The 26,707-nt window shown below is 65.3% G+C and carries 24 protein-coding genes; 14 read left to right on the top strand and 10 right to left on the bottom strand.

All coding sequences use genetic code 11. The annotated features are described in order from the left end of the window. Window positions 1-168: 168 nt before the first annotated feature. Window positions 169-1,422 (bottom strand): MFS transporter, encoded by a 1,254-nt coding sequence (locus CUJ90_RS12545; protein ID WP_114162907.1) that lies wholly within the window; start codon window positions 1,420-1,422, stop codon window positions 169-171. Beyond that, entirely contained in the window at window positions 1,419-2,390 is a 972-nt protein-coding gene (locus CUJ90_RS12540) for a PRC-barrel domain-containing protein (RefSeq protein ID WP_083084179.1), read from the bottom strand. Before CUJ90_RS12540 ends, CUJ90_RS12545 begins: the two co-directional genes overlap by 4 nt. Before the next feature lie 384 nt (window positions 2,391-2,774). Between CUJ90_RS12540 and CUJ90_RS12535 the strand changes: the two genes are divergently transcribed. The 3 genes from CUJ90_RS12535 (at window position 2,775) to CUJ90_RS12525 (ending at window position 5,704) form a co-directional block, all read left to right on the top strand. Continuing rightward, window positions 2,775-4,157 carry an NCS2 family permease gene (locus CUJ90_RS12535; protein ID WP_114162906.1) on the top strand — a complete coding sequence of 461 codons (1,383 nt, stop codon included), beginning with the start codon at window positions 2,775-2,777 and terminating at the stop codon, window positions 4,155-4,157. Between the two features lie 244 nt (window positions 4,158-4,401). Further along, on the top strand, window positions 4,402-4,827 hold the full coding sequence (locus CUJ90_RS12530; RefSeq protein ID WP_114162905.1) for an ArsR/SmtB family transcription factor: 426 nt from the start codon (window positions 4,402-4,404) through the stop codon (window positions 4,825-4,827). Window positions 4,828-4,969: 142 nt separating this feature from the next. Next, the gene (locus tag CUJ90_RS12525; protein WP_114162904.1) at window positions 4,970-5,704 is read left to right on the top strand and encodes a DUF899 domain-containing protein; all 735 of its coding nucleotides are present in this window, start codon (window positions 4,970-4,972) and stop codon (window positions 5,702-5,704) included. 143 nt (window positions 5,705-5,847) lie between these two features. On the opposite strand, the gene CUJ90_RS12520 is transcribed toward CUJ90_RS12525, so the two are convergent. Then, entirely contained in the window at window positions 5,848-6,030 is a 183-nt protein-coding gene (locus CUJ90_RS12520; protein ID WP_083084172.1) for a hypothetical protein, read from the bottom strand. Window positions 6,031-6,148: 118 nt separating this feature from the next. After that, a complete protein-coding gene (locus tag CUJ90_RS12515) occupies window positions 6,149-7,108 on the bottom strand; it encodes an NAD-dependent epimerase/dehydratase family protein (protein ID WP_114162903.1) in 960 nt (319 codons plus the stop codon). A gap of 114 nt (window positions 7,109-7,222) precedes the next feature. Between CUJ90_RS12515 and CUJ90_RS12510 the strand changes: the two genes are divergently transcribed. From CUJ90_RS12510 to hutG, 8 genes are all read left to right on the top strand, one after another. After that, a complete protein-coding gene (locus tag CUJ90_RS12510; RefSeq protein ID WP_073432454.1) occupies window positions 7,223-8,119 on the top strand; it encodes a LysR family transcriptional regulator in 897 nt (298 codons plus the stop codon). A 363-nt stretch (window positions 8,120-8,482) separates the two neighbouring features. Continuing rightward, entirely contained in the window at window positions 8,483-10,006 is a 1,524-nt protein-coding gene (gene hutH, locus CUJ90_RS12505) for a histidine ammonia-lyase (RefSeq protein ID WP_176035801.1), read from the top strand. Between the two features lie 54 nt (window positions 10,007-10,060). Further along, window positions 10,061-10,756, top strand: a complete 696-nt coding sequence (gene hutC, locus CUJ90_RS12500) for a histidine utilization repressor (RefSeq protein WP_114162901.1) — start codon at window positions 10,061-10,063, stop codon at window positions 10,754-10,756. A 55-nt stretch (window positions 10,757-10,811) separates the two neighbouring features. Then, the gene (hutU, locus tag CUJ90_RS12495; RefSeq protein ID WP_114162900.1) at window positions 10,812-12,500 is read left to right on the top strand and encodes a urocanate hydratase; all 1,689 of its coding nucleotides are present in this window, start codon (window positions 10,812-10,814) and stop codon (window positions 12,498-12,500) included. 32 nt (window positions 12,501-12,532) lie between these two features. Next, window positions 12,533-13,159 (top strand): HutD/Ves family protein, encoded by a 627-nt coding sequence (locus tag CUJ90_RS12490; protein ID WP_114163544.1) that lies wholly within the window; start codon window positions 12,533-12,535, stop codon window positions 13,157-13,159. Between the two features lie 85 nt (window positions 13,160-13,244). After that, window positions 13,245-14,468: an imidazolonepropionase gene (hutI, locus tag CUJ90_RS12485; protein WP_114162899.1), complete on the top strand. Its 1,224-nt coding sequence runs from the start codon at window positions 13,245-13,247 to the stop codon at window positions 14,466-14,468. A 10-nt stretch (window positions 14,469-14,478) separates the two neighbouring features. Continuing rightward, window positions 14,479-15,903, top strand: a complete 1,425-nt coding sequence (locus CUJ90_RS12480) for a formimidoylglutamate deiminase (RefSeq protein WP_114162897.1) — start codon at window positions 14,479-14,481, stop codon at window positions 15,901-15,903. Between the two features lie 52 nt (window positions 15,904-15,955). After that, a complete protein-coding gene (gene hutG, locus CUJ90_RS12475; protein ID WP_083084161.1) occupies window positions 15,956-16,768 on the top strand; it encodes an N-formylglutamate deformylase in 813 nt (270 codons plus the stop codon). Window positions 16,769-17,051: 283 nt separating this feature from the next. Here the strand turns inward: hutG and CUJ90_RS32835 are convergent, their stop codons facing one another. Continuing rightward, window positions 17,052-17,189 (bottom strand): hypothetical protein, encoded by a 138-nt coding sequence (locus CUJ90_RS32835; protein WP_167449656.1) that lies wholly within the window; start codon window positions 17,187-17,189, stop codon window positions 17,052-17,054. Between the two features lie 199 nt (window positions 17,190-17,388). Here CUJ90_RS32835 and CUJ90_RS12470 point away from each other — a divergent pair, with 199 nt between their 5' ends. Beyond that, window positions 17,389-18,054, top strand: a complete 666-nt coding sequence (locus tag CUJ90_RS12470) for a hypothetical protein (RefSeq protein ID WP_073432461.1) — start codon at window positions 17,389-17,391, stop codon at window positions 18,052-18,054. A 44-nt stretch (window positions 18,055-18,098) separates the two neighbouring features. On the opposite strand, the gene CUJ90_RS12465 is transcribed toward CUJ90_RS12470, so the two are convergent. After that, window positions 18,099-18,671 (bottom strand): hypothetical protein, encoded by a 573-nt coding sequence (locus CUJ90_RS12465; RefSeq protein ID WP_114162896.1) that lies wholly within the window; start codon window positions 18,669-18,671, stop codon window positions 18,099-18,101. A 118-nt stretch (window positions 18,672-18,789) separates the two neighbouring features. Between CUJ90_RS12465 and CUJ90_RS12460 the strand changes: the two genes are divergently transcribed. Further along, window positions 18,790-19,713, top strand: a complete 924-nt coding sequence (locus CUJ90_RS12460; RefSeq protein WP_114162894.1) for a helix-turn-helix domain-containing protein — start codon at window positions 18,790-18,792, stop codon at window positions 19,711-19,713. Further along, window positions 19,710-21,674, top strand: a complete 1,965-nt coding sequence (locus CUJ90_RS12455; RefSeq protein ID WP_244219920.1) for a DUF3857 domain-containing transglutaminase family protein — start codon at window positions 19,710-19,712, stop codon at window positions 21,672-21,674. Before CUJ90_RS12460 ends, CUJ90_RS12455 begins: the two co-directional genes overlap by 4 nt. A 28-nt stretch (window positions 21,675-21,702) precedes the next feature. On the opposite strand, the gene CUJ90_RS12450 is transcribed toward CUJ90_RS12455, so the two are convergent. From CUJ90_RS12450 to glgA, 4 genes are all read right to left on the bottom strand, one after another. Then, window positions 21,703-22,854 carry a branched-chain amino acid ABC transporter substrate-binding protein gene (locus CUJ90_RS12450; protein WP_073432472.1) on the bottom strand — a complete coding sequence of 384 codons (1,152 nt, stop codon included), beginning with the start codon at window positions 22,852-22,854 and terminating at the stop codon, window positions 21,703-21,705. A 511-nt stretch (window positions 22,855-23,365) separates the two neighbouring features. Beyond that, window positions 23,366-23,827, bottom strand: a complete 462-nt coding sequence (locus CUJ90_RS12445) for a hypothetical protein (RefSeq protein ID WP_073432464.1) — start codon at window positions 23,825-23,827, stop codon at window positions 23,366-23,368. Between the two features lie 115 nt (window positions 23,828-23,942). Next, on the bottom strand, window positions 23,943-24,809 hold the full coding sequence (pdxY, locus tag CUJ90_RS12440) for a pyridoxal kinase PdxY (RefSeq protein WP_114162892.1): 867 nt from the start codon (window positions 24,807-24,809) through the stop codon (window positions 23,943-23,945). Window positions 24,810-25,223: 414 nt separating this feature from the next. After that, on the bottom strand, window positions 25,224-26,684 hold the full coding sequence (gene glgA, locus CUJ90_RS12435; RefSeq protein ID WP_114162891.1) for a glycogen synthase GlgA: 1,461 nt from the start codon (window positions 26,682-26,684) through the stop codon (window positions 25,224-25,226). Between the last annotated feature and the right edge of the window lie 23 nt (window positions 26,685-26,707).

The raw sequence follows: 26,707 nt of genomic DNA, 5'->3' as shown, positions 1-26,707 counted from the left end.
TCGCACGTTCGTCAACCATGTCTCCGGTCTGTACACGGCCGGCAAAGAGAAGTAGGTGCCGCCCCGCACAGGGGCAACGCTAATAGACCACCAACAAATCAAGCAAAGGCCAACAAAGCAACAACCACCACCAACAGCGCCGCGCAGGCAAAAAACCCCGCAAAACCACTACCTAACCGCCGACTTCCCCCCACCAGCCACCGGCGCCCCATCCTCCGCAGCCGCGTTCCGCGTCTCCGGCATCGCCGCCCACACCAGCAAGACAGCCAGCGCCCCGGCTGCGGCCAGGCCAAAAAAGCTAACCGCATTGCCGAAATGATCGGCCACGAACCCAGCAGCAGTCGTGCTCAAAGTCGCCCCAATCCCCGCCGCCAACCCGAACAACCCGATGCACAAGTTATACCGGCCCTTGCCGCCGGCCACATCGGCGGCAATCAGCGGCAGCATCACGCCGAACACCGCGGCGCTCAGCCCGTCCAGCATCTGCACCGGCACCAGCAGATAAGGGCTGCTGATCCCCGCGAACAGCAACGCCCGTATCGGCAGCGCCGAAAAGCCAAGCAGCAGGATCGGCCTGCGTCCCCAGCGTTCGGCCGAGCGCCCGACCCACGGCGACATGATCGCCACGATCGCTTGCGGCACGATGATGCACGCGGCGATCACGAGCTGCACGTTGTCGCCCATGCCGGCCGTCACTTCGCCCGCGGCAAGATTCAACATCGCCGCATTCGACAAGTGGAACAGCACGATGCACGCGGCGAACAGCAGCATCCGCTTGTCGCGTAGCAATTCGCGCAGGCTCTCGCGCCGTTCGATCTGCTGCGGCGTCGGTCCGACCTTGGGCAGTTCGATCGTGTCGGTGCGCTGGATCATCGTCAGCGCGATCAGTGCGGGCACGGCGAGCCCAGCGGTCAGCCAGAACACCGCGCGCGGCGAATAGTATTCGCCGAATACGCCCATCAGCCCGGCCGCGACCGCGCTGCCGATCGACGCCCAGCGCGCGTTGCGGCCCAACCGGTCGCCGAGATTCGCGCGCCCCACCAGCGCGAACGAAATCGCGGCGAGCGCCGGCGTCAGCATGCAACTGGCGAAGCCGTGGAACACCTCGGCGGCGATCACCGGCAGCACCGTCGGACTCGCGGCCAGCAGCACCGCGCTCAGGATGATCGCGATGATCGCCCACGCAGCCGCGCCTTTCTTGTTGCGCAACGCATCGACGGCGGCGCCGCCCGGCACCTGGCTCACCATCGCGCTGATGGTGCCCACCGAGAGCGCCATGCCGATCTCGCCCTGCGTCCACTTATGCGACGCGAGATACGACGCGATGAACGGCCCAAAACCCGTTTGCACGTTGGCGACGAAAAAATTCAGCCAATCGAGCGCGCGCAGACTGCGCGCGGTTACCAGAGTGCGGCCTGTCATCGGGCCGCCCGTGCGTTGGAAACCGCGGTGGCCGTGGCCGCGGAGGCAGCCGCCGCCGGAGCCGCGGAAGCGGCCGCGGGCGGCGCGGGTGGCGGCGCGGGCGACACCGCGCGAATCGGCTTGTCGCTCGCGTAGGGCGGCGTCGCGTTGATCTGGGCGTCGCTCAGATCCAGCAGCGGATGCAGTTCCTTGTCCTTCGTGACGAAACGCAGCGCCGACCAGTTCGCGGCAATCGTGCGCCGCTCGGTGCTGACCATGCCGTTGACGTCGAGCACGACCGCTTGCGGCTGCGCGTTGGCGTCGATCAGCACGTCGATCACGCGGCCGACCTTGCCGCCGTTCGAACGCTCGACGGTCGTGTCGATCAGCGGCAATTGCACAGGGGAGGCCTTCGCCACGGGCGTCGGCGCGGCCGTCGGATTGAGCGTGATGGGCGCGCTCTTCGCGGTCGGCGTGAAGCGGAACGCGCCCCACGGGAAGATCACCTTGCGATCGCCGACGCCGAGGAAGCCCTGCAGATTGACCACGATCTCGCGCGGCTTGCCGAGCGCGTCGGTGGTCATGTCGACCGCGCGGCCGACCACCTTGCCGTCGGGCTTCTGCACTTCGCTGTCGAGCAGCGCGCGCGCGTCGTTGCGCTCGATCGTGCGCAGCACGATCAGCGGCGGGGGCGGTGGAGGCGGCGGCGCGGGTGCGGCGACGGGCGGCGGCGGCTCGACCTTGTGCGGCTTGACGACCGGCTTTTTGGGCTTTCTCGGCTGCTCCGGCCCGGCCGTCTCGGTTTCGACCGGTTCGGGCTCGGACGCCGCCACGGGCGCGCTCGCCGGCTCCACGGGCATGATCGTGGCCTCGACGATCGGCGCCTGCTGCGGGCCCCACAGCAAGCTGCCGCAACCGGACAGCGCGAACATCGCAAACACAGCAAGAAGCAGAAGACGCCAGGCAGGACGCGAAAAACCGCCGCTCATCAAGAAGGACTCCGTGGGCCGGTGCGGGCGGGCGCTGTGGACCGCCGCGGTTAGACAGGTACGGGCCAGAGTGTAACCCGCGGCGTCGGCCGGTCCCGGTTTTGCCAGGCTGCGTCTCTTCCCCAAGCCCACAACGGCCTTTCACGCTTTCATGACAAACCGTAGGTGTAAACGCGCGGACCGCCGACGCGCTTCGCCGTCGCTTGGACGATATAAGCGTCGCGACATGTCGGGCATGCCATTCATGCGATGGGAGACATATTTGTGTTGGCCTACATTTCGACACGACAACGAGCCGCACACATTGAACCAACGCCACGAGACGAACCTGACGACGCCCGCATCGGCGGCCGTTTCAGCACGCTGATAAAGGAGGCATTCATCATGATGGAACCCCACGCCCAGCCGATTTCCGAAGTCGGCGCCGAATCATTCGACGGTAAAGGCTTGCTCGACCGCTACTTCGAAATTTCCTCGCGCGGCAGTTCGCAGCGTCAGGAAATCGTCGCCGGCATCACGACCTTTCTCGCGATGGTCTATTCGGTATTCGTCGTGCCGGGCATGTTCGGCAAGGCGGGCTTCGACACCAGCGCGGTGTTCGTCGCCGTGTGCCTGACCACGGCCTTCGGCTCGCTGCTGATGGGCGTGTGGGCGCGTTTGCCGATCGCGATCGGCTGCGCGATTTCACTCACTGCGTTCACCGCGTTCGGCCTCGTGCTCGGCAAGGGCTTGCAGCCGAACGTCGCGCTCGGCGCGGTGTTCCTGATGGGCGTCGTGTTCACCGCGATTTCGGTGACCGGCGTGCGTTCGTGGATTCTGCGCAATCTGCCGACGGGCATCGTGCACGGCACGGGCATCGGCATCGGCCTGTTCCTGCTGCTGATCGCCGCCAACGAGGTCGGTCTGGTCGTGAAGAATCCGGGCGCCGGTCTGCCGGTGTCGCTCGGTCATATCACGGCGCTGCCGGCGTTGATGTCGGTGGCGGGGCTCGCGGCGATCTTCGGCCTGGTGCGCCGCCGCGTGCCGGGCTCGATCCTGATCGTGATCGTCGCGATCTCGGCGCTCGCGCTGCTGATCGATCCGGCGGTGTCGTTTCATGGCGTGTTCGCGGTGCCGTCGCTGAGCGCGCCGGGCCATGCGTCGCTGATCGGCGCGATGGACCTCAAGGGCGCGCTCTCGATGGCCGTTCTGCCGAGCGTGCTGGCGCTCGTGATGACCGCGGTGTTCGACGCCACCGGCACCATCCGCGCGGTCGCGGGACAAGCGGGCCAGCTCGACGAAAACGGCCGCATCATCAACGGCGGCCGCGCGTTGACGGCGGATTCGCTGAGCTCGATCTTCTCGGGCCTGCTCGGCGGCGCGCCGGCCGCGGCCTACATCGAATCGACGGTGGGCGTGGCGGCCGGCGCCAAGACGGGCATGGCGGCGGCGGTGGTCGGCCTGCTGTTCCTCGTCGTGATGTTCTTCTCGCCGCTCGCCGGCCTCGTGCCTTCATATGCGACGGCGCCCGCGCTGATGTACGTGGGTCTGTTGATGCTCTCGAACGTCAGCAAGCTGCACATGGACGACATGGTCGACGCGATGTCGGGTCTGATGTGCGCGGTGTTCATCGTGCTGACCGCCAACATCGTGACGGGCATCATGCTCGGCTTCGCGACGCTGGTGATCGGCCGCGTGGTGAGCGGCGAGTATCGCAAGCTGAATGTGGGCACGGTGGTGATCGCCGTGGTGCTGGCGGGTTTCTATCTGGGCGGTTGGGCGATCTGAATTCCGCTCGAGCCCTTGCACGGAGTTTGCTGGTTGTATTGCAGTGACGTGAGGGCAGGGCGCTTGCCGTTTTGCTCCAGCGTGTAGCCGGTTGTTTTCCATCTCGATGCGGCGCGTTGCAGTGCCTTGTTTGCGACGCGCCGCATGTCTTTTATGCCGCGTTCTCCTTCTCGTGTTCTCGCATGTTTCGATAACGTGCGGACCTGTCCTTGACATCCGCATTCGCGTTTCTATACTTAACCTCATGGTTAAGTTTAACGAAACGCTACTCGATCGCACCTTCGCCGCGTTGTCGGACCCTACGCGGCGTGCGCTGCTCGCGCGTTTGTCGCGCAACGAACTGTCGGTGAGCGAACTCGCCGAGCCGTTCGCCATGTCGTTGCCGGCGGTGATGAAACATCTCGACGTGCTGTCCGACGCCGGTCTCGTCACGCGCAGCAAGACCGGCCGCACGGTTGCATGCCGGCTATCCGCCGGCCCCATGGAAGAGGCGATGGAGTGGCTGCGCCGCTATCAGCACTTCTGGTCCGAATCGCTCGATCGTCTCGCCGCTTTAGTCGAAGAGGAGGAAGCGCCACCTCCGCCCAGTCCGGCTTCATCTCGCGGTGGCGGCTCGACGCCACGTCCGCGAAAGTCTTCCGCGCCAGGACGGAACAGGCGCAAATCATGAAGCGGATGCATGCGGGCGGCGCCGAAGCCGTCCTTGGACCACGAATTGCTGGAACGCTATTTCGCCTGACATTGCGTGAAATCGCGCAAGTTGCGTGATGCGAATCCGCATCGCGCAGAGTCATTCAGAAAAGGAGACGCACATGGACCCGCAACATCGAGTTGGCACGAGAGAAGAATGGCTGGCCGCCAGCAGGGCGCTATTAGCCGAAGAGAAAGCGCACATGCGCGACGGCGACGAGCTTGCGCGCAAACGCCGCGCTCTGCCGTGGGTGAAGGTCGATAAGACCTACGTGTTCGATACGCCGCACGGCCGCAAGACACTCGCCGATCTGTTCGACGGCCGCAGCCAGTTGATTATCTATCACTTCATGATGGGACCGGACTGGGAAGAAGGCTGCGTTGGCTGCTCGTTCCTCTCGGATCACATGGTCGGTATCGTCACGCATCTCGAACATCACGATGTGTCGTATGTGACCGTATCGCATGCGCCGCTCGAAAAAATCGAAGCCTTCAAAAAACGCATGGGATGGACGTTCCCGTGGGTGTCGTCGAGCGGCAGCGATTTCAATTTCGACTATCACGTGTCGTTTACGCCCGAGGAACTCGAGAGCAGGAAGGGCTTCTACAATTTCACCGAACAGGACGTCGGCATCGACGAGCAACACGGCCACAGCGTGTTCTACAAGGACGAAAAGGGCGACGTGTATCACACGTATTCCTGCTACGGCCGCGGCGACGAGCGCTTCATCAACACGTATGCGCATCTGGACGTGACGCCGAAGGGCCGCAACGAGGCGAGCAATCTGACCGACTGGGTCAAGCATCACGATCGCTACGAGGAGAAAGCGCATGGCGGTTGCGCGGCGTGCGGCTAATGCAGGAAGCGAGATGTAAGAGGCGAGATGTAAGAGGCGAGATGCAGGAAAAGCGCGTGACGTCGTGCACATCGACGCCACGCGCCCATCGTAAAGCCGGCGCGAATAAGCCGGATTGCGAGTCGATATGGCTCAATGGCCGCTCAAAGCGCCATGTCGAAAGCGGGCCTGAGGAACAGTTCGATCGCCATCACGACGAGACCCATCGCGGCCGCCGACAGCGTCAACGTGCCGTATTCGTCGTAGCGTGCATCGTAGAGGCACGCTACGACAAAAAGAATCGCCAGCAGGTTGGTCAGCCAGTCGAAGTTCAGCGCCAAGGTCATCGTTGCAATCCGGGCTCACGTGCGAGACGGATTGTCGAATCGCACTATCGGGTGAGCGCGATTCTATCGAGTGGAGCTTACGGATTCGCAACGCCGACGCTTACACAGCTTACGTCCCTCAAGCCTCTTGCGCCCCGAAGGAAGTCCCCTTGGGGGGCGCCCCGAAGGAAGTCCCCTTGGGGGACATCATGTCGTGCTCGATCCACTCGATCACCGAAGTGCGTTTCGGCTCCCAGCCGAGCAGTTTGCGCGCACGCTCGCCGCGCACGCGGCTGTTCGAACCGAGGCCATACGAGGCCATTTCATAGCCCCATTCCTTTTGCGCTTCTTCGAGCGGCCAGGCTTGCGGCTCGCCCAGTTTCATGACCCGCGCGATCGCGGCGCTCATCTCGCGGAACGACGCTTCGCCGCTTTCGACGAAATAGAACGTGCCCGCCGGCGTTTTCTCCAGCGCGAGGCGATACAGTTCGGCGACGTCGTCGATATGCACGTTCGACCAGATGTTGCCGCCGCTGCCCACGTGCCGCACCACGCCGCTCTTTTGCGCCTGACGCACGAGTCGCGGCAACTGCACGCTCGCGCTGCCCGCCACCGCACCGTGACCGTAGATCAGCGTGTTGCACAACACTGCCGAGCGGATGTTTCGCTGCGCCGAGTCGAGCACCTGCCGATCGATCGCCACGCGCGCCGCCTTGTCGGCGCTCGGTTCGGGCACCGCGTCCTCGTGATAGACGCGCGCCTGACCCGCCTCGCCGCCCGACGCATCGCCGACGATGCTCGAACCGCTCGTATGCAGGAACGGTTTGCCGGACCCGGCGAGGCCTTCGATCAGCGCGGTTACCGCGCCTTCGTGATCGCTGCTCGCGGCGTTGATGACGGCGTCGGCGGCCTTTGCCTCGGCGATCAGCAGCATGCGGTCGTCGAGCGTGCCGATAACGGGTTCGATACCGAGGCGTTGCAACTCGGCGCTATGTTCGGACTTGCGGATCAAACCGCGCACCTGATGGCCGGCGCGCACGAGGTGCGCCGCGATCGAACCGCCGATAAAACCGCTTGCGCCCGTGATGAAAATCTTCAAGACGTTCTCCTGGGAGAAATGGAGGGAACACGAATGACAGGCCCGCAGTATCCGTCGTCTCGATTCTCGCAAAAAGCGTGTTAGTCTCAAATCAATCTTGATTTGAAATCAACAATGAAGACTTCCACCGACGAACTGCTGGTTTTCGTGACCGTGATCGACAGCGGTTCGATTACGGCGGCCGCCGAGAAATTGCAGCAAACCGTGTCCGGCGTGAGCCGCGCGCTCACGCGCCTCGAAAAGAAACTCGACACCGCGCTCGTGCGGCGCACCACGCGCCGTCTGCAATTGACCGAAGAGGGCGAGGCTTTCCTGCGGCGCGCCCGCGCGATTCTCGACGCGATGGAGGAGGCCGAGGAATCGGTCACACGCGGACGGGAGCGCCCTTCGGGGCGCCTGCGCGTGGATGCCGCATCGCCGTTCATGCTCCATTGCATTGCGCCGCATATGAAAGCGTTTTCGGCGTTGTATCCCGAGATCCGGCTGGAGTTGACCAGCAACGAGCGGATCGTCGATCTGCTGGAACAGAAGGTGGACATCGCGATCCGCATCGGCGCCTTGCAGGATTCGACCTTGCATGCGCGCGCGTTGGGCAGCAGCAAGCTGCGGGTGGTCGCGAGTCCCGCGTATCTGGCCGAATATGGCGAGCCACGCTCGGTGGAAGCGTTGCGCGCGCATCGTCTGATCGGCTTCACCGCGCCCGAGCATCTGAATCGCTGGCCGCTGCGCGAAGGCAGAAAGGGCCGCGCGGAGTCGCTGAAAATCGAGCCGGCGATCACCGCATCGAGCGGCGAGACGCTGCGGCAACTGGCGCTTTGCGGATGGGGCATCGCCTGCCTCGCCGATTTCATGACCGCGGCCGACATCCGCGAGGAACGGCTCGTGCCGATTCTCGGCAACGTGCTCGTCGACGAGCGGCAGCCGGTGAGCGCGGTGTATTACCAGAGCGCGTCGTTGGCGGGGCGCGTGCAGTGCTTTCTGGATTTCATGGCGGCGCGGGTGAGGCTGTAGCGGTTCTTTCGCGAGAGTGCGTCTGAAGAAGCCCGCGGCTCGCCTGAGCGCGGGCTTTTTTACGCCATGAGCGGACTCTTCTATAACTCTCTAAACGGGTGAATCCGCGTGGCGGCGCGGCATCGAATTGATTGACCGGCTGGCGCGGCGTATTTTGGACGTGTATATACAAGTTGACGCCAATCTCAACCAAAGGCCATGAGAACGGCAATGCCGAACGAAACGCCGGTTCAAGCGCCCGCATGCCTTGTGAATATCGCACCCTAATGGAAACTCCCAGGCCGGCAGCTTTAAAAACAGGTTGTATATACAAGAAGGCGCAGCTAGACTTCTCTCAAATTGTATAGACAGGACAACCCAACCATGATGACTCTGAAGCCCGGCCACCTGACCCTCCCGCAACTGCGCCGCATCGCCCGCGAACACGTCGCGCTGCGGCTCGATCCCGCCAGCCACGCCGCGATCGACGCCTGCGCGCAAGCCGTTGCCGATATCGCCGCGAAGGGCGAGCCGGCCTACGGCATCAACACGGGTTTCGGGCGTCTCGCCAGCACGCATATTCCGCACGACCAGCTCGAACTGTTGCAACGCAATCTGGTGCTCTCGCACGCGGTGGGCGTGGGTGAGCCGATGTCGCGGCCGGTGGTGCGTCTGTTGATCGCGTTGAAGCTGTCGAGCCTCGGCCGCGGTCACTCGGGCATTCGCCGCGAAGTGATGGAAGCGCTGATCGCGCTGTACAACGCCGACGTGCTGCCGGTGATTCCGGTCAAGGGTTCGGTCGGCGCATCGGGCGACCTCGCGCCGCTCGCGCATATGTCGGCGACGCTGCTCGGCGTCGGCGAAGTGTTCGCGAAGGGCGAGCGCATGCCGGCCACCGAAGGTCTCGCGCTGGTCGGCCTGAAGCCGCTCACGCTGCAAGCCAAGGAAGGGCTCGCGCTGCTCAACGGCACGCAGGCATCCACCGCGCTCGCGCTTTACAACATGTTCGCGATCGAGGACCTGTACCGCACCGCGCTGGTGGCGGGCGCGCTGTCGGTGGACGCGGCAATGGGTTCGGTCAAGCCGTTCGACGCGCGCATTCACGAACTGCGCGGCCATCGAGGCCAGATCGACGCCGCGGCCGCTTACCGTTCGCTGTTGCAAGGCTCGGGCATCAACGTTTCGCACGCCGATTGCGACAAGGTGCAGGACCCGTACAGCCTGCGCTGCCAGCCGCAAGTGATGGGCGCGTGCCTCGACCAGATGCGCCATGCCGCCGACGTGCTGCTGCTCGAAGCGAACGCCGTCTCCGACAATCCGCTGATTTTCCCGGACACGGGTGAAGTGCTGTCGGGCGGCAACTTCCACGCGGAGCCGGTCGCCTTCGCCGCCGACAACCTCGCGCTCGCCGCGGCTGAAATCGGCGCCCTGGCCGAACGCCGCATCGCGTTGCTGATCGACGCCACGCTGTCGGGCCTGCCGCCGTTCCTCGTGCGCGACGGCGGCGTGAATTCGGGCTTCATGATCGCTCACGTGACGGCCGCCGCGCTCGCGTCGGAGAACAAGACGCTCGCGCATCCGGCGTCGGTCGATTCGCTGCCGACTTCCGCGAACCAGGAAGATCACGTGTCGATGGCGACCTTCGCCGCGCGCAAGCTTGGCGACATCGCGGAGAACACCGCGAACATCCTGTCGATCGAATTGCTTGCCGCCGCGCAAGGCGTCGATCTGCGCGCGCCGCACAAGACCAGCCCGAGTTTGCAGAAAGTGATGGACGCGGTGCGCAAGGACGTCGCGCACTATGAGATCGATCATTACTTCGCGCCCGACATCGCGGCGGTGACGCGTCTCGTGCAGAACGGCACGATCGCGAAGCTGAGCCCGTTCTCGTTCGCCTCCGAGCAATAAGCCATCACTTCAGCAGCCATCGAGCGACTTTCAGGCACGCGGACCAAGCCAAACATGAACGCACCGGCTTACCAGGGCATCAAGGACTTCATCCTCGCGCGCATTCATGCGGGCGAATGGGCTGAAGGCGACCAGGTGCCCTCCGAGAACGAACTCGCGCGCAAATTCAACGTCGCGCGCATGACGGTGAACCGCGCGTTGCGCGAGCTGACCTCGGAGCAGGTGCTCACGCGCGTGCAGGGCTCCGGCACGTTCGTCGCGCGCCCGAAGTACGAATCGACGCTGGTGGCGATCCGCAGCATCTCGGACGAAATCGTCGCGCGCGGTCATCGCTATCAGGCGAAGGTGCTGCACATCGGCGCCACCATCGCCGACGAGGCGCTCGCCGCGGAAATGAACGTGAACGCCGGCAGCCCGGTATTTCATTCGCGCGTGCTGCATTTCGAAAACGACGAGCCGGTGCAACTCGAGGAGCGCTGGGTCAACCCGGCGGTCGCGCCCGAGTACGCGTTGCAGGACTTCACGAACACCACGCCGAATCAGTACCTCGTGCGCGTCGCGCCGTTGCAGCGCGTCGAGTACCGCATCGAGGCATTGGCCGCCGATGCGGATACCCGCGAACTGCTGACCATGGACGAACTGGAACCCTGCCTCGTGCTGCATCGGCGCACGTGGTCGCAAAGCCAGGTTGCGTCGATCGCCAACCTCTGGCATCCCGGCAGCCGCTATCGCTTCACCGGACATTTCTGATTTCGCCACTTTCCGAACATCTCCTGCACATTCTTCAAGCATTCCGAGGGCCACCATGAACAACCCCAAGCACATCGATCCGCGTCTCGATCCCACCCGTACGATCCGCGCGCCGCGCGGCGCGGAAAAGACCTGCAAGACCTGGATCGCGGAAGCCGCGTACCGGATGATCCAGAACAACCTGGACCCGGAAGTCGCCGAGCATCCGCATGCGCTGGTCGTGTACGGCGGCATCGGACGCGCCGCGCGCAACTGGGATTGCTTCGATCAGATTCTGGCCTCGCTGAAAGACCTGAACGAAGACGAGACGTTGCTGATCCAGTCGGGCAAGCCGGTCGGCGTGTTCCGCACGCATGCCGACGCGCCGCGCGTGCTGCTGGCGAACTCGAACCTGGTGCCGCATTGGGCGACGTGGGAGCATTTCCACGAACTGGATCGCAAGGGCTTGATGATGTACGGCCAGATGACCGCGGGCAGCTGGATCTATATCGGCAGCCAGGGCATCGTGCAGGGCACGTATGAGACGTTCTTCTCGGTCGCGAACCAGCATTTCAACGGCGACCCGAAAGGCCGCTGGATTCTGACCGGCGGTCTCGGCGGCATGGGCGGCGCGCAGCCGCTCGCCGCGACGATGGCCGGCTTCTCGATGATCGCGGTGGAGTGCGACGAGACGCGCATCGACTTCCGTTTGAAGACGCGCTACGTCGATCAAAAAGCGCGGACGCTCGACGAAGCGCTCGCCATGCTCGACGAAGCCAAGAAAGCGGGCAAGCCGGTGTCGATCGGTTTGCTCGGCAACGCGGCCGACGTGTTCGCCGAGTGCGTCGCGCGCGGCATCACGCCGGATTGCGTGACCGACCAGACCAGCGCGCACGACCCGATTCACGGCTATCTGCCGCAAGGCTGGAGCGTCGAGGACTGGCGCGAGCGTCAGAAGACCGCGCCGGATTCGATCGTGAAGCCGGCCAAGCAGTCGATGGCCAAGCAGGTTCAGGCCATGTTGACCTTGCAGGAACGCGGCGCGGCCACGCTCGACTACGGCAACAACATCCGTCAGATGGCGCTGGAAATGGGCGTTGAAAACGCGTTCGATTTTCCGGGCTTCGTGCCGGCATACATCCGCCCGTTGTTTTGCGAAGGCAAGGGTCCGTTCCGCTGGGTCGCGCTGTCGGGCGACCCCGAGGATATCTACAAGACCGATGCGAAGGTCAAGGAACTGATCCCCGACGATCCGCATCTGCACAACTGGCTCGACATGGCGCGCGAACGCATCGCGTTCCAGGGTCTGCCGGCGCGCATTTGCTGGGTCGGCGTGAAGGATCGCTATCGCCTGGGTCAAGCGTTCAATCAGATGGTCAAGAACGGCGAGCTGAAGGCGCCGATCGTGATCGGCCGCGATCACCTGGACACGGGTTCGGTCGCGAGCCCGAATCGCGAAACGGAATCGATGAAGGACGGCTCGGATGCGGTGAGCGACTGGCCGTTGCTCAACGCATTGCTGAATACGGCAGGCGGCGCGTCGTGGGTGTCGCTGCATCACGGCGGCGGTGTGGGCATGGGCTTTAGCCAGCACTCGGGTGTCGTGATCGTCGCCGACGGCACGGACGAAGCGGACAAGCGCCTCGGCCGCGTGCTGTTCAACGATCCGGCCACCGGCGTGATGCGTCACGCGGATGCGGGCTATGAACTCGCGCAGCGAACCGCGCGCGAGGCGGGTCTCAATCTGCCGATGCTCGGCCGTTGATCGTGGCGCTTCGCAGCCCGCCCGCCGGCAGCATGGCAAGCATCGCACTGATGCGCGGCGCCGATCTCGTGGCGGCGCCGTGGAAGAACGGCGGCGGCGTCACGCGTGAAGTGGCGGTCTTTCCCGAAGGTGTTGCGCACGATGATTTCGTGTGGCGGGTCAGCGTCGCCGATGTCGCGCAGGCCGGGCCGTTCTCGCGCTTTGCGGGCATCGATCGCACGCTCGTGCTGTTGTCCGGCGCGGGCATGTTGCTCGACGAAACGGACGGCGCAAACGCGCATGCCGCGAAGACGCATGCGTTGGCGCAGCCGCTCGATGTCGCGCGTTTCGCCGGTGAAGCACGAATCGACGCGCGCCTGATCAACGGCGCGACGCGCGACTTCAACCTGATGGTGCGGCGTGGCGCGGCGGTGGGCGAGCTTGAAGTGTGGCGCGGCCAGATGCAGCCACGCACCGTATCTGCGGACGTCGCGTTGCTGTTCTGCGCCAGCGGATCGGTCGAAATCACGCTGGCCGACCGGCAAGCGCTGACGCTCGAACAGGACGACACGCTGCGTATCGATACGCCCAACGCGCTGCCTTGCACGATCCAGGGCGCGGGCGCGGTGCTCGCGATCAGCATCCGCTATAGGTCTATACGTAACGACGCGCGACGATGACGACGATTCGCGAGTACGTCCCGGCACTCCGCCACGCGCACACGCGAATCACCACGGAAACGCAACGAGCTGCAAAGAGCACGCGATGAAGCAAACCGTTTGGGATCACCTGAAACTTTGCCCGCGGGGCGATCCGCAGCACACGCTGCCGGATGCCGCGATAGCCGTTGAAAACGGCAAGATCGCCTGGCTCGGCGCGGCCGCCGACCTGCCCGCCGACTACGCCGCATGGCCACGCGAGAATCTGCACGGCGCGTGGGTGACGCCGGGCCTCGTCGATTGCCACACGCATCTCGTGTACGGCGGGCAGCGCGCGGACGAATTCGCGCAACGCCTCGCGGGCGTCAGCTACGAGGAAATCGCGCGGCAGGGCGGCGGCATCATCTCCACGGTGCGCGCCACGCGTGCCGCCGATGAAGACTCGCTATTCCGCCAATCGGCCGCACGCCTTGCGCCCTTGCTGGCCGAAGGCGTGACCGCCGTCGAAATCAAGTCGGGCTACGGCCTCGATCTCGCCAGCGAGCGCAAGATGCTGCGCGTCGCGCGCCGGTTGGGCGAGCGCTATCCGGTGACGGTCTATACGACGTTTCTCGGTGCGCATGCGTTGCCGCCCGAATTCGCCGGCCGCGCCGATGCGTATATCGACGAGGTGTGCAACGTCATGTTGCCCGCGCTTGCCGACGAAGGTCTTGTCGACGCGGTCGACGTGTTCTGCGAGCGCATCGGTTTTTCGCTGGCGCAAAGCGAGCGCGTGTTCAACGCCGCCGAGCGCTACAAGCTGCCGGTGAAGATGCATGCCGAGCAGTTGTCGAACGGCGGCGGCGCCGCCTTGGCCGCGCGTCATCGTGCGCTGTCCGCCGATCACCTGGAATTCCTCGACGAAGCCGGCGTCGTCGCGATGAAAGAAGCGGGCACCGTCGCGGTGTTGCTGCCGGGCGCGTACTACTTCATTCGCGAAACGCAATTGCCGCCGCTGGACTTGCTGCGGCGCCACGAGGTGCCGATCGCGATTTCCACCGACAGCAACCCTGGCACCTCGCCCGCCACCTCGCTGCTGCTGATGATGAACATGGCGACCACGCTGTTTCGCATGACCGTGCCCGAAGTGCTGCAAGGCGTGACATCGCATGCGGCGCTCGCGCTCGGCAAAGCCGATACCCACGGCGCGCTGGAAGCAGGGCGCGCGGCGGATTTCGCGGTGTGGCCGGTCGACTCGCTGGCCGAGCTGGCTTACTGGATGGGACGTCCGTTGTGCGCGCGAGTCGTGCGCGCGGGCGAGACCGTTTATACGCGGCGTGAATTGAGCTAAGGCCCGAGCAATGACGCAACCGAAGCAATCTGAGCAACCCAAGCAACCGGCACAGTCCCTATTCGCGGACCACGCGTACTTGCCGGACGGCTGGCGCCGCAACGTGCTGTTGGAGTGGGACGCGAACGGCACCTTGCTATCCGTGACGCCCGACACGGCGGCGGTTCCCGAAGGCGTGCCCCAAGCCGCCGGCCCCGTGCTGCCCGGCATGCCGAATCTGCATTCGCATGCGTTCCAGCGCGCGATGGCGGGTCTCACCGAATACCGCGCCGCATCGGGCACGGGCGCCACGGACAACTTCTGGAGCTGGCGCGACCTGATGTATCGCTTCGCCGCGCGCATCACGCCCGAAGGGCTCGCAAGCGTCGCGCAGTGGTTGTACATCGAGATGTTGAAGGCGGGCTATACGTCGGTGTGCGAGTTCCACTACGTGCATCACACGCCCGAAGGCGGCCGCTATGCGAATCAGGCGGAACTGGCGCAGCGAGTCGTTGATGCGGCATCGGCGAGCGGCATCGGCATGACGATGCTGCCGGTGCTGTATCAGTACAGCGGCTTCGGCTCGCGCGCGCCGCGCGACGATCAGCGGCGCTTCATCAACACGCCGGAGAGTCTGCTCGACTTGCTCGGCACGCTGCGCGCGGCGCGTCCGGAAAGCGCGGCCTTGCGCTATGGCGTGGCGCCACATTCGCTGCGCGCGGTGTCGGCGGATTCGTTGCGTGCGTTGCTCGATGGTATCGAACGGAGCGCGCCGGTTCATATCCATATCGCCGAGCAAACCGCCGAAGTCGACGCGTGCCTCGACACCGAAGGCGCGCGTCCGGTGCAATGGCTGCTCGATCGTTTCGACGTCGACAGCCGCTGGTGCCTCGTGCATGCCACGCACGTCGACGCGAATGAAACGCTGGCGCTCGCGAAGAGCGGCGCGGTCGCCGGTTTGTGCCTGACCACCGAAGCCAATCTCGGCGACGGCATTTTTCCGGCGCAGGAATATCTCGACGCGCGAGGGCGCATCGGTGTCGGTTCGGATAGCCATATCGGCGTCGACTGGCGCTCGGAGTTGCGCTTGCTCGAATACGGCCAGCGTTTGATGCGCCGTCAACGCAACGTGCTGGCGTCGGCGCAGGCCACGCATGTCGCCGACCGTTTGTTCGACGCCGCGCTCGAAGGCGGCGCGCAGGCAACCGGCCGCGCGGTCGGCGCGTTGCAAGCCGGCCGCCGCGCGGACTGGCTCGTGCTCGACCCGAATCATTCGAGCATCGCCGAGCATGCGCCGAGCGCCTGGCTTTCGGGCGTCGTATTCTGCGAGCATGGCGAGACGCCGATTCGCGACGTGTATGCCGGTGGCGACAAGGTCGTCGAAAACCGCCGGCATCGCGATGAAGAGGGCGCTTATACGCGCTATCGCGTGGCGCTCGCCGAGTTGCTCAAGTGAGTTGCTCAAGTGAATAACCGACTCTTTTCGATCCCATCGATTCGGGACTGACATGACTGCTTCGAACATTCCGCCGGTTTTCTCGCTGCATCAGGGAAGCCTGCCGCTGCTGATCTCGATCCCGCATCTGGGCACGCAGATTCCCGCCGACATCGCCGCGACGATGACACCCGTCGCGCAACGCACCGACGATTGCGACTGGCACCTCGACCGTCTCTATGCATTCGCGAAACGCATGGGCGCGTCGATTCTTGCGCCGACATACGCGCGCTATGTGATCGACCTGAACCGTCCGCCCGACGGCGCGAATCTCTACCCCGGCCAGGACACGACCGGCCTGTTGCCGGTCGACACCTTCGACAAGGCGCCCTTGTACCTGGAAGGCCATCTGCCCACCGAGGCGGAAGTCGCGCGCCGTCGCGATGCTTACTGGAAGCCTTATCACGATGCGTTGAAAAACGAACTGGCCGCGTTGAAGGCGAGGCACGGCAAGGTGCTGTTATGGGAAGCTCACTCGATCCGCTCGCACGTGCCGCGTTTTTTCGAGGGACGTCTGCCGGATTTCAATTTCGGCACGTCGAATGGCGCAAGCGCGGTGGCGGGATTGGCCGAGGAATTGGCCGCCGTGGTCGAGCGGCATGGCGAATATTCGGCGGTCGCCAATGGGCGCTTCAAGGGCGGCTATATCACGCGGCAGTACGGTCAGCCGTCGCAAGACGTGCATGCGGTGCAGCTCGAACTGTCGCAGATCACGTATATGGAAGAGCGGTTTCCCTATGCCTATGACGAAACGCTTGCCGCCAGGGTCGAGCCCTTGCTCGAAGCACTCGTCACGACGGCATTGGAGCGGGTCAAGGCCGCGTGACGGTGCGCTCGCCGTCGCTACTCCTTCGCTACGCCTCCACCCGTTATCCCTCTTTCTCCACGCGGCCGATGCCGCTTGCGTATTTCCGCGAGCGGCAACTTCGCGTCGGCTCACACCGCCAAGGTGTAACAGCATGTGTCCGTGATTGCGCGCCGACGTTTTCGCGCCGAACGTAGAGAGCGTCGCTGCATGTCACGGCCCGCGTCCGCCTGGTCAACCTGAAAAAAAGCCCCGCGTCGAGCGGGGCTTTTCGATGCACGCCGTCGCCGGCCGCGCATGACCCTCAATGGCAGCGCTTTTCCCAATGATGGTGAACGTGCACCTTGTGGCATGCGCGGTGATGATGCTCATAGGCTTGAGCGGGAGCGATCGCGCTCAGGGACGCCACCGCTGCGGCGAGGGCGAGAATGACTTGCTTCATTACGAAATCCTTGAATCGGTGATGGCGGTCTTGTTACGGCAATGCGGTCGCGGCGCGGTGTGTGCCGCAACCGCCGCGACGAGTGCGCGCGGGGATCGCATGCGCTGCGTTCAAGCGGCTACGCTTTCAAAACGATGACGCGTGCAAGCGTGACGCACGCGCTATCCTACATCGGGCGAAAAAGATGGAAGACCCAGCGATGGAAGATTCCGACGAATTGCTGCTCCCGGTCTGGCGGGCGAACCTGGTGCTGCTGACTCGCGAGGTCGGCGCGGCGACTCGCCTCGCGCGCATGATGACCTTCTCCGCGAGCTATCTGAAGTTGATGCTGTCCGGCCAGCGCGAATTCAGCGAGGAGTTCGTGCGCGGCATCGAAGCGGTCACGGGGCTGCCCCACGGCTGGATGAACGCGCCGCACGGCGAAGCGGACATCCCCGCCGAGGCGCGCGAGGCGATCGACAACGAGCGGCCGCTCGCGCGGTTTCGCGGCACGGCGCATCCGGTGCGCAAGAAAACCGTGCTGCGGCCGCCCGAGCCGATATTCGGCCAGTCGGGTTCCGCCAAACGCGCCGAGGAGGAGAGCGTCGACGCGGAAGCGCATCGGCGTCAGGCGTATTTCCGCAAGGTCCGCGATCTGGCGATACAGGACGTGCGGCGCTTCGAGCGGCATCTGAGTCACGCGCCGGTGGAACTGGCGTCGATGCGCTCGAAGGTGGAGGACGTGATCGCCGCCGCCGATCTCGACGATCCGATTCATGCCGACCTCGCGGGCCGGCTGGAACAGATCGAGAAGCATCGGCATCTGCTGCTCAGGCATGTGGAGAGGTTGCAGGCCTTGCTGAGCCAGCTAGGGGAAAGCGAATGATGCCGGCGACGCGGGCCTGTCGATCCGCGCTTGCAAAGCGGTGCTCACTTCGCCATCGACGCACCCTTGCGCCGTGCATGAAACTCGGCTTCTAGCGTCCACGTCACGCCGTCGTTTGCCAGCGCGACGCCGGTCCAGCGGAACGAATCGCGCGTGATGCCGGTGAAATTCCATCGGATCGGCGTGCCGTCGGCGTGCGTGCCGATCTGCACCAACTCGCCGCCGATGCGACGGCCTGTCAGTTCGTCCCGCTGGCCGGTGCGCGGATTGAGGTAAGTCACGCGCCACGCACGCAGTGTGGGGTCCCAGACGCGCAGCGTGGTGCCGTACATCGTCTCGTTCACCGTGAGCCCGTCTTGGCGTTCGCCGCGTGGCGGCATGATCCATACGTCCTGGACGGCGCGGCCTTCCAGCACCCAGCCGAAATGAATCTCGCCGCGACGGCGCGCGTTGCCGAGATCGACGCGGTAGTGCACCACGTCCATGTCCCAACTGCCGATCAGCCAGCCGTAGACGTCGTCGGCGGCGTCGATGTCGGCGGCTCGCGCGGGGGCGCTCAACGCGGCGTGAAAGCCATCTTGCAGGGCGTCGTGCGGATTGTGTTCCAGCGTGTTCATCCTGTGTGCTCCTTCGGTTTCTGGTCGGATCGGCATCAGCAAAATGGGCGAAAACCGGCAAAACCGCGCCGGCCGCCGATGTGCTAAAACCACGATACGGACTCAGCCGAGGTGCATCTTGGGGAAAATTGCCGTCACCTTGCAGCAGGCGCTCGCGCGGCGCGAACAGGAAGGCGCGCGCGGCGGCACGAACGCGCGTGGGTTGGCCCAAGGCGCGGGCTGGGACGTCGCGGATGTCCTCTGCACGCTGGGTCCGCGTGACCAGCCGTTCGAGGAGCGGCACGGCGGCGTGTGCATCGCGATGGTGGTGGCCGGCTCGTTCGGCTATCGGGCCGCGCCGGGCCGCGAACTGCTCACGCCCGGCGCGCTGCTGCTCGGCAACGCCGGCGACTGCTTCGAATGCGGCCACCGGCATGGGGCGGGCGACCGCTGCATCGCGTTTCGCTATGCGCCGGCGTACTTCGAGCGGCTGGCCGCCGATGCGGGTGTGGCGAGCGGCAAGCTGAACTTCGAACGCGCGCGCCTACCGTCGCTGCGCGCGTTGTCACCGCTGATCGCGCGGGCTTGCGCCGGCGCTTGCGGTGACGGCAGCGGCGCAGCGGCGTGGGACGAACTCGCCGTTGAACTGGCCGCCGCGGCGCTCAACGCGTCCGGTGCGCTGACGCGGCCGGAACCGTCCGCGAGCGCCACGGCCTGGTCGCGCGTCGCGCAAATCGCGCGCGTGATCGACGAAACGCCCGGCGCGCCGCATACGCTCGCGAACCTGGCCGCCGCGGCGGGGCTGAGCGAATTCCACTTCCTGCGCACGTTCCAGCGCGTGGTCGGCGTGACGCCGCATCAATACCTGTTGCGGGCGCGTTTGCGTGCGGCTGCGCTGCGTCTGCGCGAGGTCGGGGACGAGCGCGCCGGCGGCGCGAAGGTCGTCGATATCGCGCTCGATTGCGGCTTCAATGATCTGTCGAATTTCAATCACGCGTTTCGCGCGGAGTTTGCTTCGAGCCCGCGCGCATGGCGCGCGCGGGGCGGGGCGCGCCGCACATGATGCGGGGCGGCGCGTTCGTCTCTTTCGTCGGGCGGGCCGCGAGGTCGACGCCCGGCGCGCTGTTCGGTGCACTGTTCGGCGCACTGTCCGAGGCGCTGTTCATCGCATCACTCTGCCTATGCGCAGCCACCGCGTTCGCCGAGGACAGCCCCGCCGCGCTATCCGCCAACGATCTCGCGCCCGCCACGATCGAGCGCGACGTGCATCTCTTCACGATCCAGAAAGACGGCTCCATCGAGGAGCACGACGACACGGTATTGCGCGCAAATACCACGAGCGGCGTCGACGATATCGCGCAACGCTATATCTGGTTCAACAAGGACATCGAGCAGGTGCAATTGCTCGGCGCCGAAACGATCGACCCGAACGGCGTCGCGCATCCGGTCGGTCCCGAGGCGATCCGCGACGTGCAGGAGCCGCGCTCGGCGGGCGCGCCGAGCTTCCAGAACGGCGTGTTGCGCACGGTGATCTTTCCCGGCGTCGAATCCGGCTCGCGCGTGCATCTCGCGTTTCGCAAGACGCGCACGCGGCCCTTGCAGGCCGGCACGTTCGCGTACCTGGTGGAACCGACGCGCGAACCGGTCGAGATGCAGCGCCTGATCTTCGATCTTCCGTCGGATATTCCGCTCTACGCCGACGCGCGCGGCTACGTCGCGCTGCCGCCGGTCACGGCGAACGGCCGCACCCGCTACGAGTTCGACTACCGGCACGGTCCGTATGCGCGCATCGAGGCGGGCGCGGTCGGCTACGCGAACTGGGGCGATCGCCTGATGATATCGACGGTGCCCGACTTCGCGAGCTTCGCCGCGCGCTATCGCGGCCCCGCGCTCGACGCGACGATGAGCGACCCCGCGATCGTCCGCCTCGCGCAGGCTCTCACGGCGCAAGCCGCCGATCCGCGCGCGAAGGCGCAGGTGCTGTACGACTGGATGCGTTTGAACATTCGCTACGTGGCGCTTTTTCTCGGCGAGACGGCGGCGATCCCGCACAAGGCGATCGACATCCTGCGCAACCGCTATGGCGACTGCAAGGACCACGTCGCGCTCTACAGCGCGTTGCTGGCGGCGGTCGGCATCCGCAGCGAGGCGGTGCTGCTCAATCTCGGCCCGTATTACGGTTTGCCCGACGTGCCCGGCTACGGAGCGAGCGCGATCAATCACGCGATCGTCTGGATGCCCGAACTCTCATTGTTCGCGGATACGACCGCGGGCGGCGTGGGTTTCGGTTATCTGCCGCCGGGCGCGATGGACCGGCCGGTCTTGCTGGTGAACCAGGGCGTGGTGTCGCGCACGCCGGCCGCGCAGTCGCGCGAGCGCACGGCGCGGTTGCAGATCGACATCGACGAGCGCGGCGCAGCCAACTACGCGTACCGCGTGGAGGATGCGGGCTTCACCGCCGAGCTCGAACGCAATACGCTGCGGCGCGCGACGCGGCAGCGCACCCAGCAGATTGCCGCGAGCCGTCTATTGCAGACGGGGCTGCATGGCACGGCGCAATTGCGCGCCGGCGACGTGGCGGCCACGGACGGACCCTTCGCCACGTCGATGCAGGGCAAGGTGGAGCATTTCGTGTGGACGGATGGAACCACGGCGGTGCCGGCGCTGACCAGTTTGGCGGGCGGCATGGGCACCCAGGTCGAGGCGTGGCTTGCCGAGCCTGCCCGGACGCAGCCCTGGACGTGCATCGGCGGCGAGTTCGACGAGACGCTGGAAATGACGTTGCCGCGCTTTGTCCGCGTGACGGATTTGCCGGCCGATACGGCGGTGAAGAACCGCTTCATCGAGTTCTCGTCGCGTTACGTCTTCGATCCGGCGGCGCGGGTGTTGCAGGTGAGGCGGCACCTTCGTGCCGCCTTCGGACATCAGATGTGTTCCGCCAACGAATTCGCCGAGATGAAGGACGACCTCGTGCGAATCGAACGCGACCTCGATACGGCGCTGGTGCTCAAGGTCGCCGGATAGCGGGCGCTGGCGTTGCGCGAGCCTTGGCTCAAGTGCCGCTCTTGGTCACGATCGGCACCCACGTTCCGTTCTTCACCTGATAGAGCGTGGACGCACCGCTCTTCAGCGCGCCGGTGTTGTCGAAGGAAATCTTGCCGGTAATGCCTTCGAACTCGCTCGCCTTCAGCACCGGGCGATACACCGCCGGCGAACTGGATTTGGCCTGCTGCATCGCCTTGATCGCGGCCCACGCGCCGTCGTAGCCGAACGGCGCGTAAGACAGGATGTCCGCCCCGAAGCGCTTCTTGAACTTCGCGGAGAAGTCCTTGCCGCCCGGCAATTCGGCCAACGGCCGGCCGTATTCCCAGGCCATCACGCCTTCCGCCGCGTCGCCGGCGAGCTTGATGAATTCCGGGTCCTCCACGCCGCCGCCGCCCACCAGTTGCGCGGTCATCCCCAGTTGCTTCATCCGCCGCGCGAAGCCCGCGGCCTGCGTATCCAGACCGCCGAAGAAAATCAGATCGGCGTTAGCCGCCTTGATCTTGGTGAGCTGTGTGCTGAAGTCCACCGCGTGGTTATCCGTGTATTCGCGCGCCACGATGTTGCCGCCGCGCGCCTTCACCGCCTTCTCGAACTCGTCGGCCTCGCCCTGGCCGAACGCGGTGCGGTCGTCGATGATCGCGATGCGCTTGGCCTTGGTCACTTCCACCGCATAGACGCCGGCGTTGCCGGCGTTTTGCGCATCGGTGGAAATCACCATGAAGGTGTTCGCGAAGCCGCGCCCCGTGATGGTCGGATTGGTGGCGGCCGGGTCGATCACGGGAATGCCGGCCTGCTCGTAGACCTGCGAGGCCGGAATCGTGGTGCCCGAGTTGAAGTGGCCGACGACCACGGACACGCCCGAGTCGACCAGCTTCTGCGCGACCTGCACGCCGATGCGCGGATCGGCCTGATCGTCCTGCGAGACGATCTGGAATTGCGCCACCTTGTCGCCGATCCTGATCTTCTGCGCATTGGCTTCCTCGATGGCGAGCCGGACGCCGTTCTCGAGGTCCTTGCCGTAGCCGGCGTTCGCGCCCGTGAGCGGCGCGGCAAAACCGATCTTCACCGGCAGGTCGTCGGCGAAACTGGCCGGCGGCGCGATCGCGAAGACGGCGCCGATCAACAAGGCAAGCGGTTTCAGCGTGTTGCGAAGACTCATGGTCTCTCCTTCCATCGACAGTTTCAGGGTGTGAAAACGGCAAGGCGGTAACGCGGGATCGACGAGCGGACATGGTTCGCCCTGTCCGCGCATCGAAAGACTACGGATGACCGGCGCTGTGGACAATGCTCGATTGCATGTAATGCGTGCGTCAGCGTTTGAAAGCCGGTCAATCTGGCGCGAATATAGAAAGCCAATTTGCGGACGTCTTGGCAGTTCGCGGCGCTTTGAATGAGGATTTCGGCATAGACCGCGCGGCGCGGCTGCTGGCGGCGCATGGGCTGCGGTGCGGCGTGTCGATGGCGGGTGCCGATTGCGGCACATGCTTAAGAAGGGCGGGGGTCGCTGCGGGAGCGGAGGGGGTGAACTTTGGCATGCGCCGCGGGGGCGCGTGCCGGGCAAATATGACTACTGCGGCGCACTGCGGAGAAAGCGCGCCGCGAATGCGCCCGAAGCGGGATCAAGAAGCGGGGACCAACAAGGCGACCACTAGCCGCCCATAACAACGCCCTCAATGCTCGCCTTGCTGGCGCAGCAACTCCTCACGCAGACGCAGCAGCGGCGCCTTGGTCTCCTCGTCGGCCCATGTGTCGAGGTCGTCGATCGCGCGCTGGCAGCCGTCGAGCACCAGATCGAGGTCCACCGGCACGCCGTTGTTCAGCGCGAATTCGATGGTCTCGGCGAACTGCTGGCATTCGTCCTCGCCGTAGGAGATGTCGAGGTTGTCGGCGATCACTTCGGCGATGTTGCTGCGCGCCTTGTCGTCGGGCGTCACCATCTCGACGATGCCGCGCGCCACCGCCGGCGAGTAGTAGAGCGCGATGTCGAGCCACTGTGCGGGATCGAAGTCGGCCTGGTCGAACTGGCTTTCGAAGTACTCGATCGCTTCCTGCTCGTGCGCTTCGTCGGCGTCGACGCTGATGCACAACTGCTCAAAAAATTCTTCCCGCTCGCTGCGGATATAACCGTCCATCGATGCCTCGTCTGCTGAATGCTGAATGCTGAACTGGATGCGCGAAAAAACACTGCATGCGCGAATAGGCGCCCCTTTCACGCGGCACGCATTATAGGACGGCGTGCGCCGCAGCCTATGCGGTATCCGCGACCCACGCGTCGAACCATTCGCGCGGCTGCGCGATTTCGTTCTGCGCGGCCACCAGTTCGAGCTCGTAACGACCGGCCTGCCAGGTGGTCTTGACCACCGCGTTGACGGCGGCGAGCGTATGCTCGAACGCCGCGCGGATCGAGTCGCCGAGCAGCGTGCGCGCGACGAACACCGCGCTCGTCAGATCGCCGACGCCCACCGGCTGCCGCGCGAACGGATAAAGCGGGCGCTGCCCCATCCACGCCTCGCGCTCGGTGACGACCAGCATGTTGAAGCGGTCGGCGGGACTGTTGCGGTCGAGCAGGTGCTTCACCAGCACCAGCTTCGGACCGCGCGCGAGCAGTTCGCGGCATGCCGCCACGGCTTCTTCCAGCGTCTCGATCTCGCGGCCGACCAGCCGCTGCAACTCGCTGTGATTCGGCGCCATCGCGTCGGCCACTTCGGGCATCGTGCGCACCAGAAACTCCTGGATGCCCGGCGCGGGTTTGCAACTGCTCGCCGCGCCCATCACCGGATCGCAGAAGTACCACGCGCGCGGATTGGCGGCCTTCACGGCCTTGACGACTTCCAGTACCGACTGCGCCTGTTCGGGCGTGCCCAGGTGGCCGGAGAGCACCGCGTCGCAGCGCGGCAGCATGCCGATCGCGCCGATGCCTTCGACCAGTTCTTCCACCTGCGAGCCCTCGATCGCACTACCGGTCCAATGGCCGTATTGCGTGTGGTTCGAGAACTGCACGGTATTGAGCGGCCAGACGTTGACGCCGAGCCGGCGCATCGGGAACACCGCCGCGCTGTTGCCGGCGTGCCCGAAAACGACATGTGACTGGATGCTCAAAACATTTTTCGTCATGGTGTCGCCCGCGCCAACGGTCGTGCGCGATCAAGGAAACGGGAAGGATGGGCCGCGACGGCCAACCGGCTTCGGGCCGGGCGCCTCGTGCGGCGTGACTGCTTCAGATGATGCAAGAAAAGTGCACGGTCTGCGTAGTCAGGAAACAATACATGAGTTTGCCGCGCGCGAGTTGGCCCGGCCAACGGGTTGTTGCGCTGAACCATCAAACGCGGCGCAGTGATGGGGGACGACGGGATGCCGGCAGTCGACCCGGCAGTCTGTCGGTGAGGCGTGCGTGAAAACCGGCGCCTCGCGAGCATGGCATGCGTTGCGCGAACCTGGTGCCGCGCGCATCAATGCGGTCGATCGTGCACGGAACGCGGTGTCCGGCGCGTCGGCGCCTCGCTCAGCTTAACGTCGCGGCGCCGACGCTCACGCCAACTCGCGATACAACGCCAGGTAGCGCTCGGCCGACGCGCCCCAGCCGAAGTCCTGGCGCATCGCGCGCCGCTGCGCCGCTTTCCATTCGGTGCGCCGGCCATACAGCGCGAAGGCGCGGCGGATCGCGGCGGCAATGCCCTTCGGCTCGAAGCGCTCGAAGACGAAGCCGGTGGCAAGGTCGTCGGCGAGATTTTCGAGCGAGGCGTCCATCACCGTGTCGGCCAGCCCGCCGACGCCGTGCACGAGCGGCAGCGATCCATAAGCCAGCGCGTAAAGCTGCGTCAGCCCGCAGGGTTCGAAACGCGACGGCACGGCGATCACGTCGCTGCCCGCGACGATGGTATGAGCGAGCGTTTCGTCGAAGCCGAGTTCGACCGCCACCGATTCAGGATGCGTCTGCGCGACACGCTTCAAGCCGTTCTCCAGCGCCGGGTCGCCGGTGCCGAACACCACCAGTTGCCCGCCGCGTTTGACGATCTCGGGCACCGCCTCCAGCAGCAGGTCGAGACCTTTCTGTTCGGTAAGCCGGCTCACCACGCCGAACAGCAGCGCATCGCTTTTCTGCGCGAGGCCGAAGCGCTTTTGCAGCGCCTCCTTGCACGCCTCTTTGCCGGCGAGGCGCGTGGGGCTGTAGTGATTGTCGATGAGCGCATCGCCGGCGGGATTCCACACCGTATAGTCGACGCCGTTAAGAATCCCGCTCAGGTCGTGCGCGCGATGGCGCAGCAACGCGTCGAGTCCGCCGCCCTGGGCGAGCGTCTGGATTTCGCGCGCGTAGGTCGGACTGACGGTGGTGGTGCGGTCGCTGTAGTAGAGGCCCGCCTTGAGGAACGACAACTGTCCGTAGAACTCGACGCCGTGCATGTTGAAAAAATCGTCCGGCAGCGCCAGTTGGCCAAACTGGTGCGCGGGAAATATGCCCTGATACGCGAGGTTATGCACCGTGAAGACGCTGCGCGCGAGCGGACGGCCATGCTGGCGCTCGGCGGCTTTCAGGTAGGCGGGCGCGAGCCCCGCATGCCAGTCGTGCGCGTGGACGATTTGCGGCGACCACGCCGGATCGAGCTGCTGCGCCAGTTGCGCGGCGACCCAGCCGAGCAGCGCGAAGCGCTGCGCGTTGTCGCCGTAGGGCACGTGCTCGTCGTTCAGATACGGATTGCCGGGGCGGTCGTACAGCGTGCCGGCGCGGATCACGTAGACGATCAGACCGTTCGACGCCAGCGTGCCCTGTTCGAGCGTGACTCCCGGCGCGTCAAAGCGCCGGCCCAGTTGCGCGATCTGACGCAAGTCGCCCAAACCGGCGAGCACCGCCGGAAAGCCGGGCAGCAGCACCCGCGCGTCGGCGCCGCGCTCGATCAGCGCGGGCGGCAGCGCGCCCGCGACGTCGGCGAGACCGCCCGTTTTGAGGAGGGGATACAGCTCGCTTGCGACGTGCAGGGCGCGAATCGTCATAGGCTCGATCTATTCCTGTCGGT

Origin of the sequence: Paraburkholderia terricola (assembly GCF_003330825.1) — a bacterium.
In the GTDB taxonomy this organism is placed as follows: domain Bacteria; phylum Pseudomonadota; class Gammaproteobacteria; order Burkholderiales; family Burkholderiaceae; genus Paraburkholderia; species Paraburkholderia terricola.
Note: the sequence above shows the minus strand (reverse complement) of the source record. Positions and strands in the feature narration are given on the sequence as shown.

What these genes read in the sequence shown, in the direction of transcription:
- CUJ90_RS12480 (WP_114162897.1), top strand. Translation starts at nt 14,479, where the DNA reads ATGACGCAACCGAAGCAATCTGAGCAACCCAAGCAACCGGCACAGTCC.
- hutH (WP_176035801.1), top strand. Translation starts at nt 8,483, where the DNA reads ATGATGACTCTGAAGCCCGGCCACCTGACCCTCCCGCAACTGCGCCGC.
- pdxY (WP_114162892.1), bottom strand. Translation starts at nt 24,809, where the DNA reads ATGACGAAAAATGTTTTGAGCATCCAGTCACATGTCGTTTTCGGGCAC.
- CUJ90_RS12450 (WP_073432472.1), bottom strand. Translation starts at nt 22,854, where the DNA reads ATGAGTCTTCGCAACACGCTGAAACCGCTTGCCTTGTTGATCGGCGCC.
- CUJ90_RS12445 (WP_073432464.1), bottom strand. Translation starts at nt 23,827, where the DNA reads ATGGACGGTTATATCCGCAGCGAGCGGGAAGAATTTTTTGAGCAGTTG.
- CUJ90_RS12510 (WP_073432454.1), top strand. Translation starts at nt 7,223, where the DNA reads ATGAAGACTTCCACCGACGAACTGCTGGTTTTCGTGACCGTGATCGAC.
- glgA (WP_114162891.1), bottom strand. Translation starts at nt 26,684, where the DNA reads ATGACGATTCGCGCCCTGCACGTCGCAAGCGAGCTGTATCCCCTCCTC.
- hutC (WP_114162901.1), top strand. Translation starts at nt 10,061, where the DNA reads ATGAACGCACCGGCTTACCAGGGCATCAAGGACTTCATCCTCGCGCGC.
- CUJ90_RS32835 (WP_167449656.1), bottom strand. Translation starts at nt 17,189, where the DNA reads ATGAAGCAAGTCATTCTCGCCCTCGCCGCAGCGGTGGCGTCCCTGAGC.
- hutU (WP_114162900.1), top strand. Translation starts at nt 10,812, where the DNA reads ATGAACAACCCCAAGCACATCGATCCGCGTCTCGATCCCACCCGTACG.
- CUJ90_RS12455 (WP_244219920.1), top strand. Translation starts at nt 19,710, where the DNA reads ATGATGCGGGGCGGCGCGTTCGTCTCTTTCGTCGGGCGGGCCGCGAGG.
- CUJ90_RS12545 (WP_114162907.1), bottom strand. Translation starts at nt 1,422, where the DNA reads ATGACAGGCCGCACTCTGGTAACCGCGCGCAGTCTGCGCGCGCTCGAT.
- CUJ90_RS12470 (WP_073432461.1), top strand. Translation starts at nt 17,389, where the DNA reads ATGGAAGATTCCGACGAATTGCTGCTCCCGGTCTGGCGGGCGAACCTG.
- CUJ90_RS12525 (WP_114162904.1), top strand. Translation starts at nt 4,970, where the DNA reads ATGGACCCGCAACATCGAGTTGGCACGAGAGAAGAATGGCTGGCCGCC.
- hutG (WP_083084161.1), top strand. Translation starts at nt 15,956, where the DNA reads ATGACTGCTTCGAACATTCCGCCGGTTTTCTCGCTGCATCAGGGAAGC.
- CUJ90_RS12535 (WP_114162906.1), top strand. Translation starts at nt 2,775, where the DNA reads ATGATGGAACCCCACGCCCAGCCGATTTCCGAAGTCGGCGCCGAATCA.
- CUJ90_RS12520 (WP_083084172.1), bottom strand. Translation starts at nt 6,030, where the DNA reads ATGACCTTGGCGCTGAACTTCGACTGGCTGACCAACCTGCTGGCGATT.
- CUJ90_RS12490 (WP_114163544.1), top strand. Translation starts at nt 12,533, where the DNA reads ATGGCAAGCATCGCACTGATGCGCGGCGCCGATCTCGTGGCGGCGCCG.
- CUJ90_RS12465 (WP_114162896.1), bottom strand. Translation starts at nt 18,671, where the DNA reads ATGAACACGCTGGAACACAATCCGCACGACGCCCTGCAAGATGGCTTT.
- CUJ90_RS12540 (WP_083084179.1), bottom strand. Translation starts at nt 2,390, where the DNA reads ATGAGCGGCGGTTTTTCGCGTCCTGCCTGGCGTCTTCTGCTTCTTGCT.
- hutI (WP_114162899.1), top strand. Translation starts at nt 13,245, where the DNA reads ATGAAGCAAACCGTTTGGGATCACCTGAAACTTTGCCCGCGGGGCGAT.
- CUJ90_RS12530 (WP_114162905.1), top strand. Translation starts at nt 4,402, where the DNA reads ATGGTTAAGTTTAACGAAACGCTACTCGATCGCACCTTCGCCGCGTTG.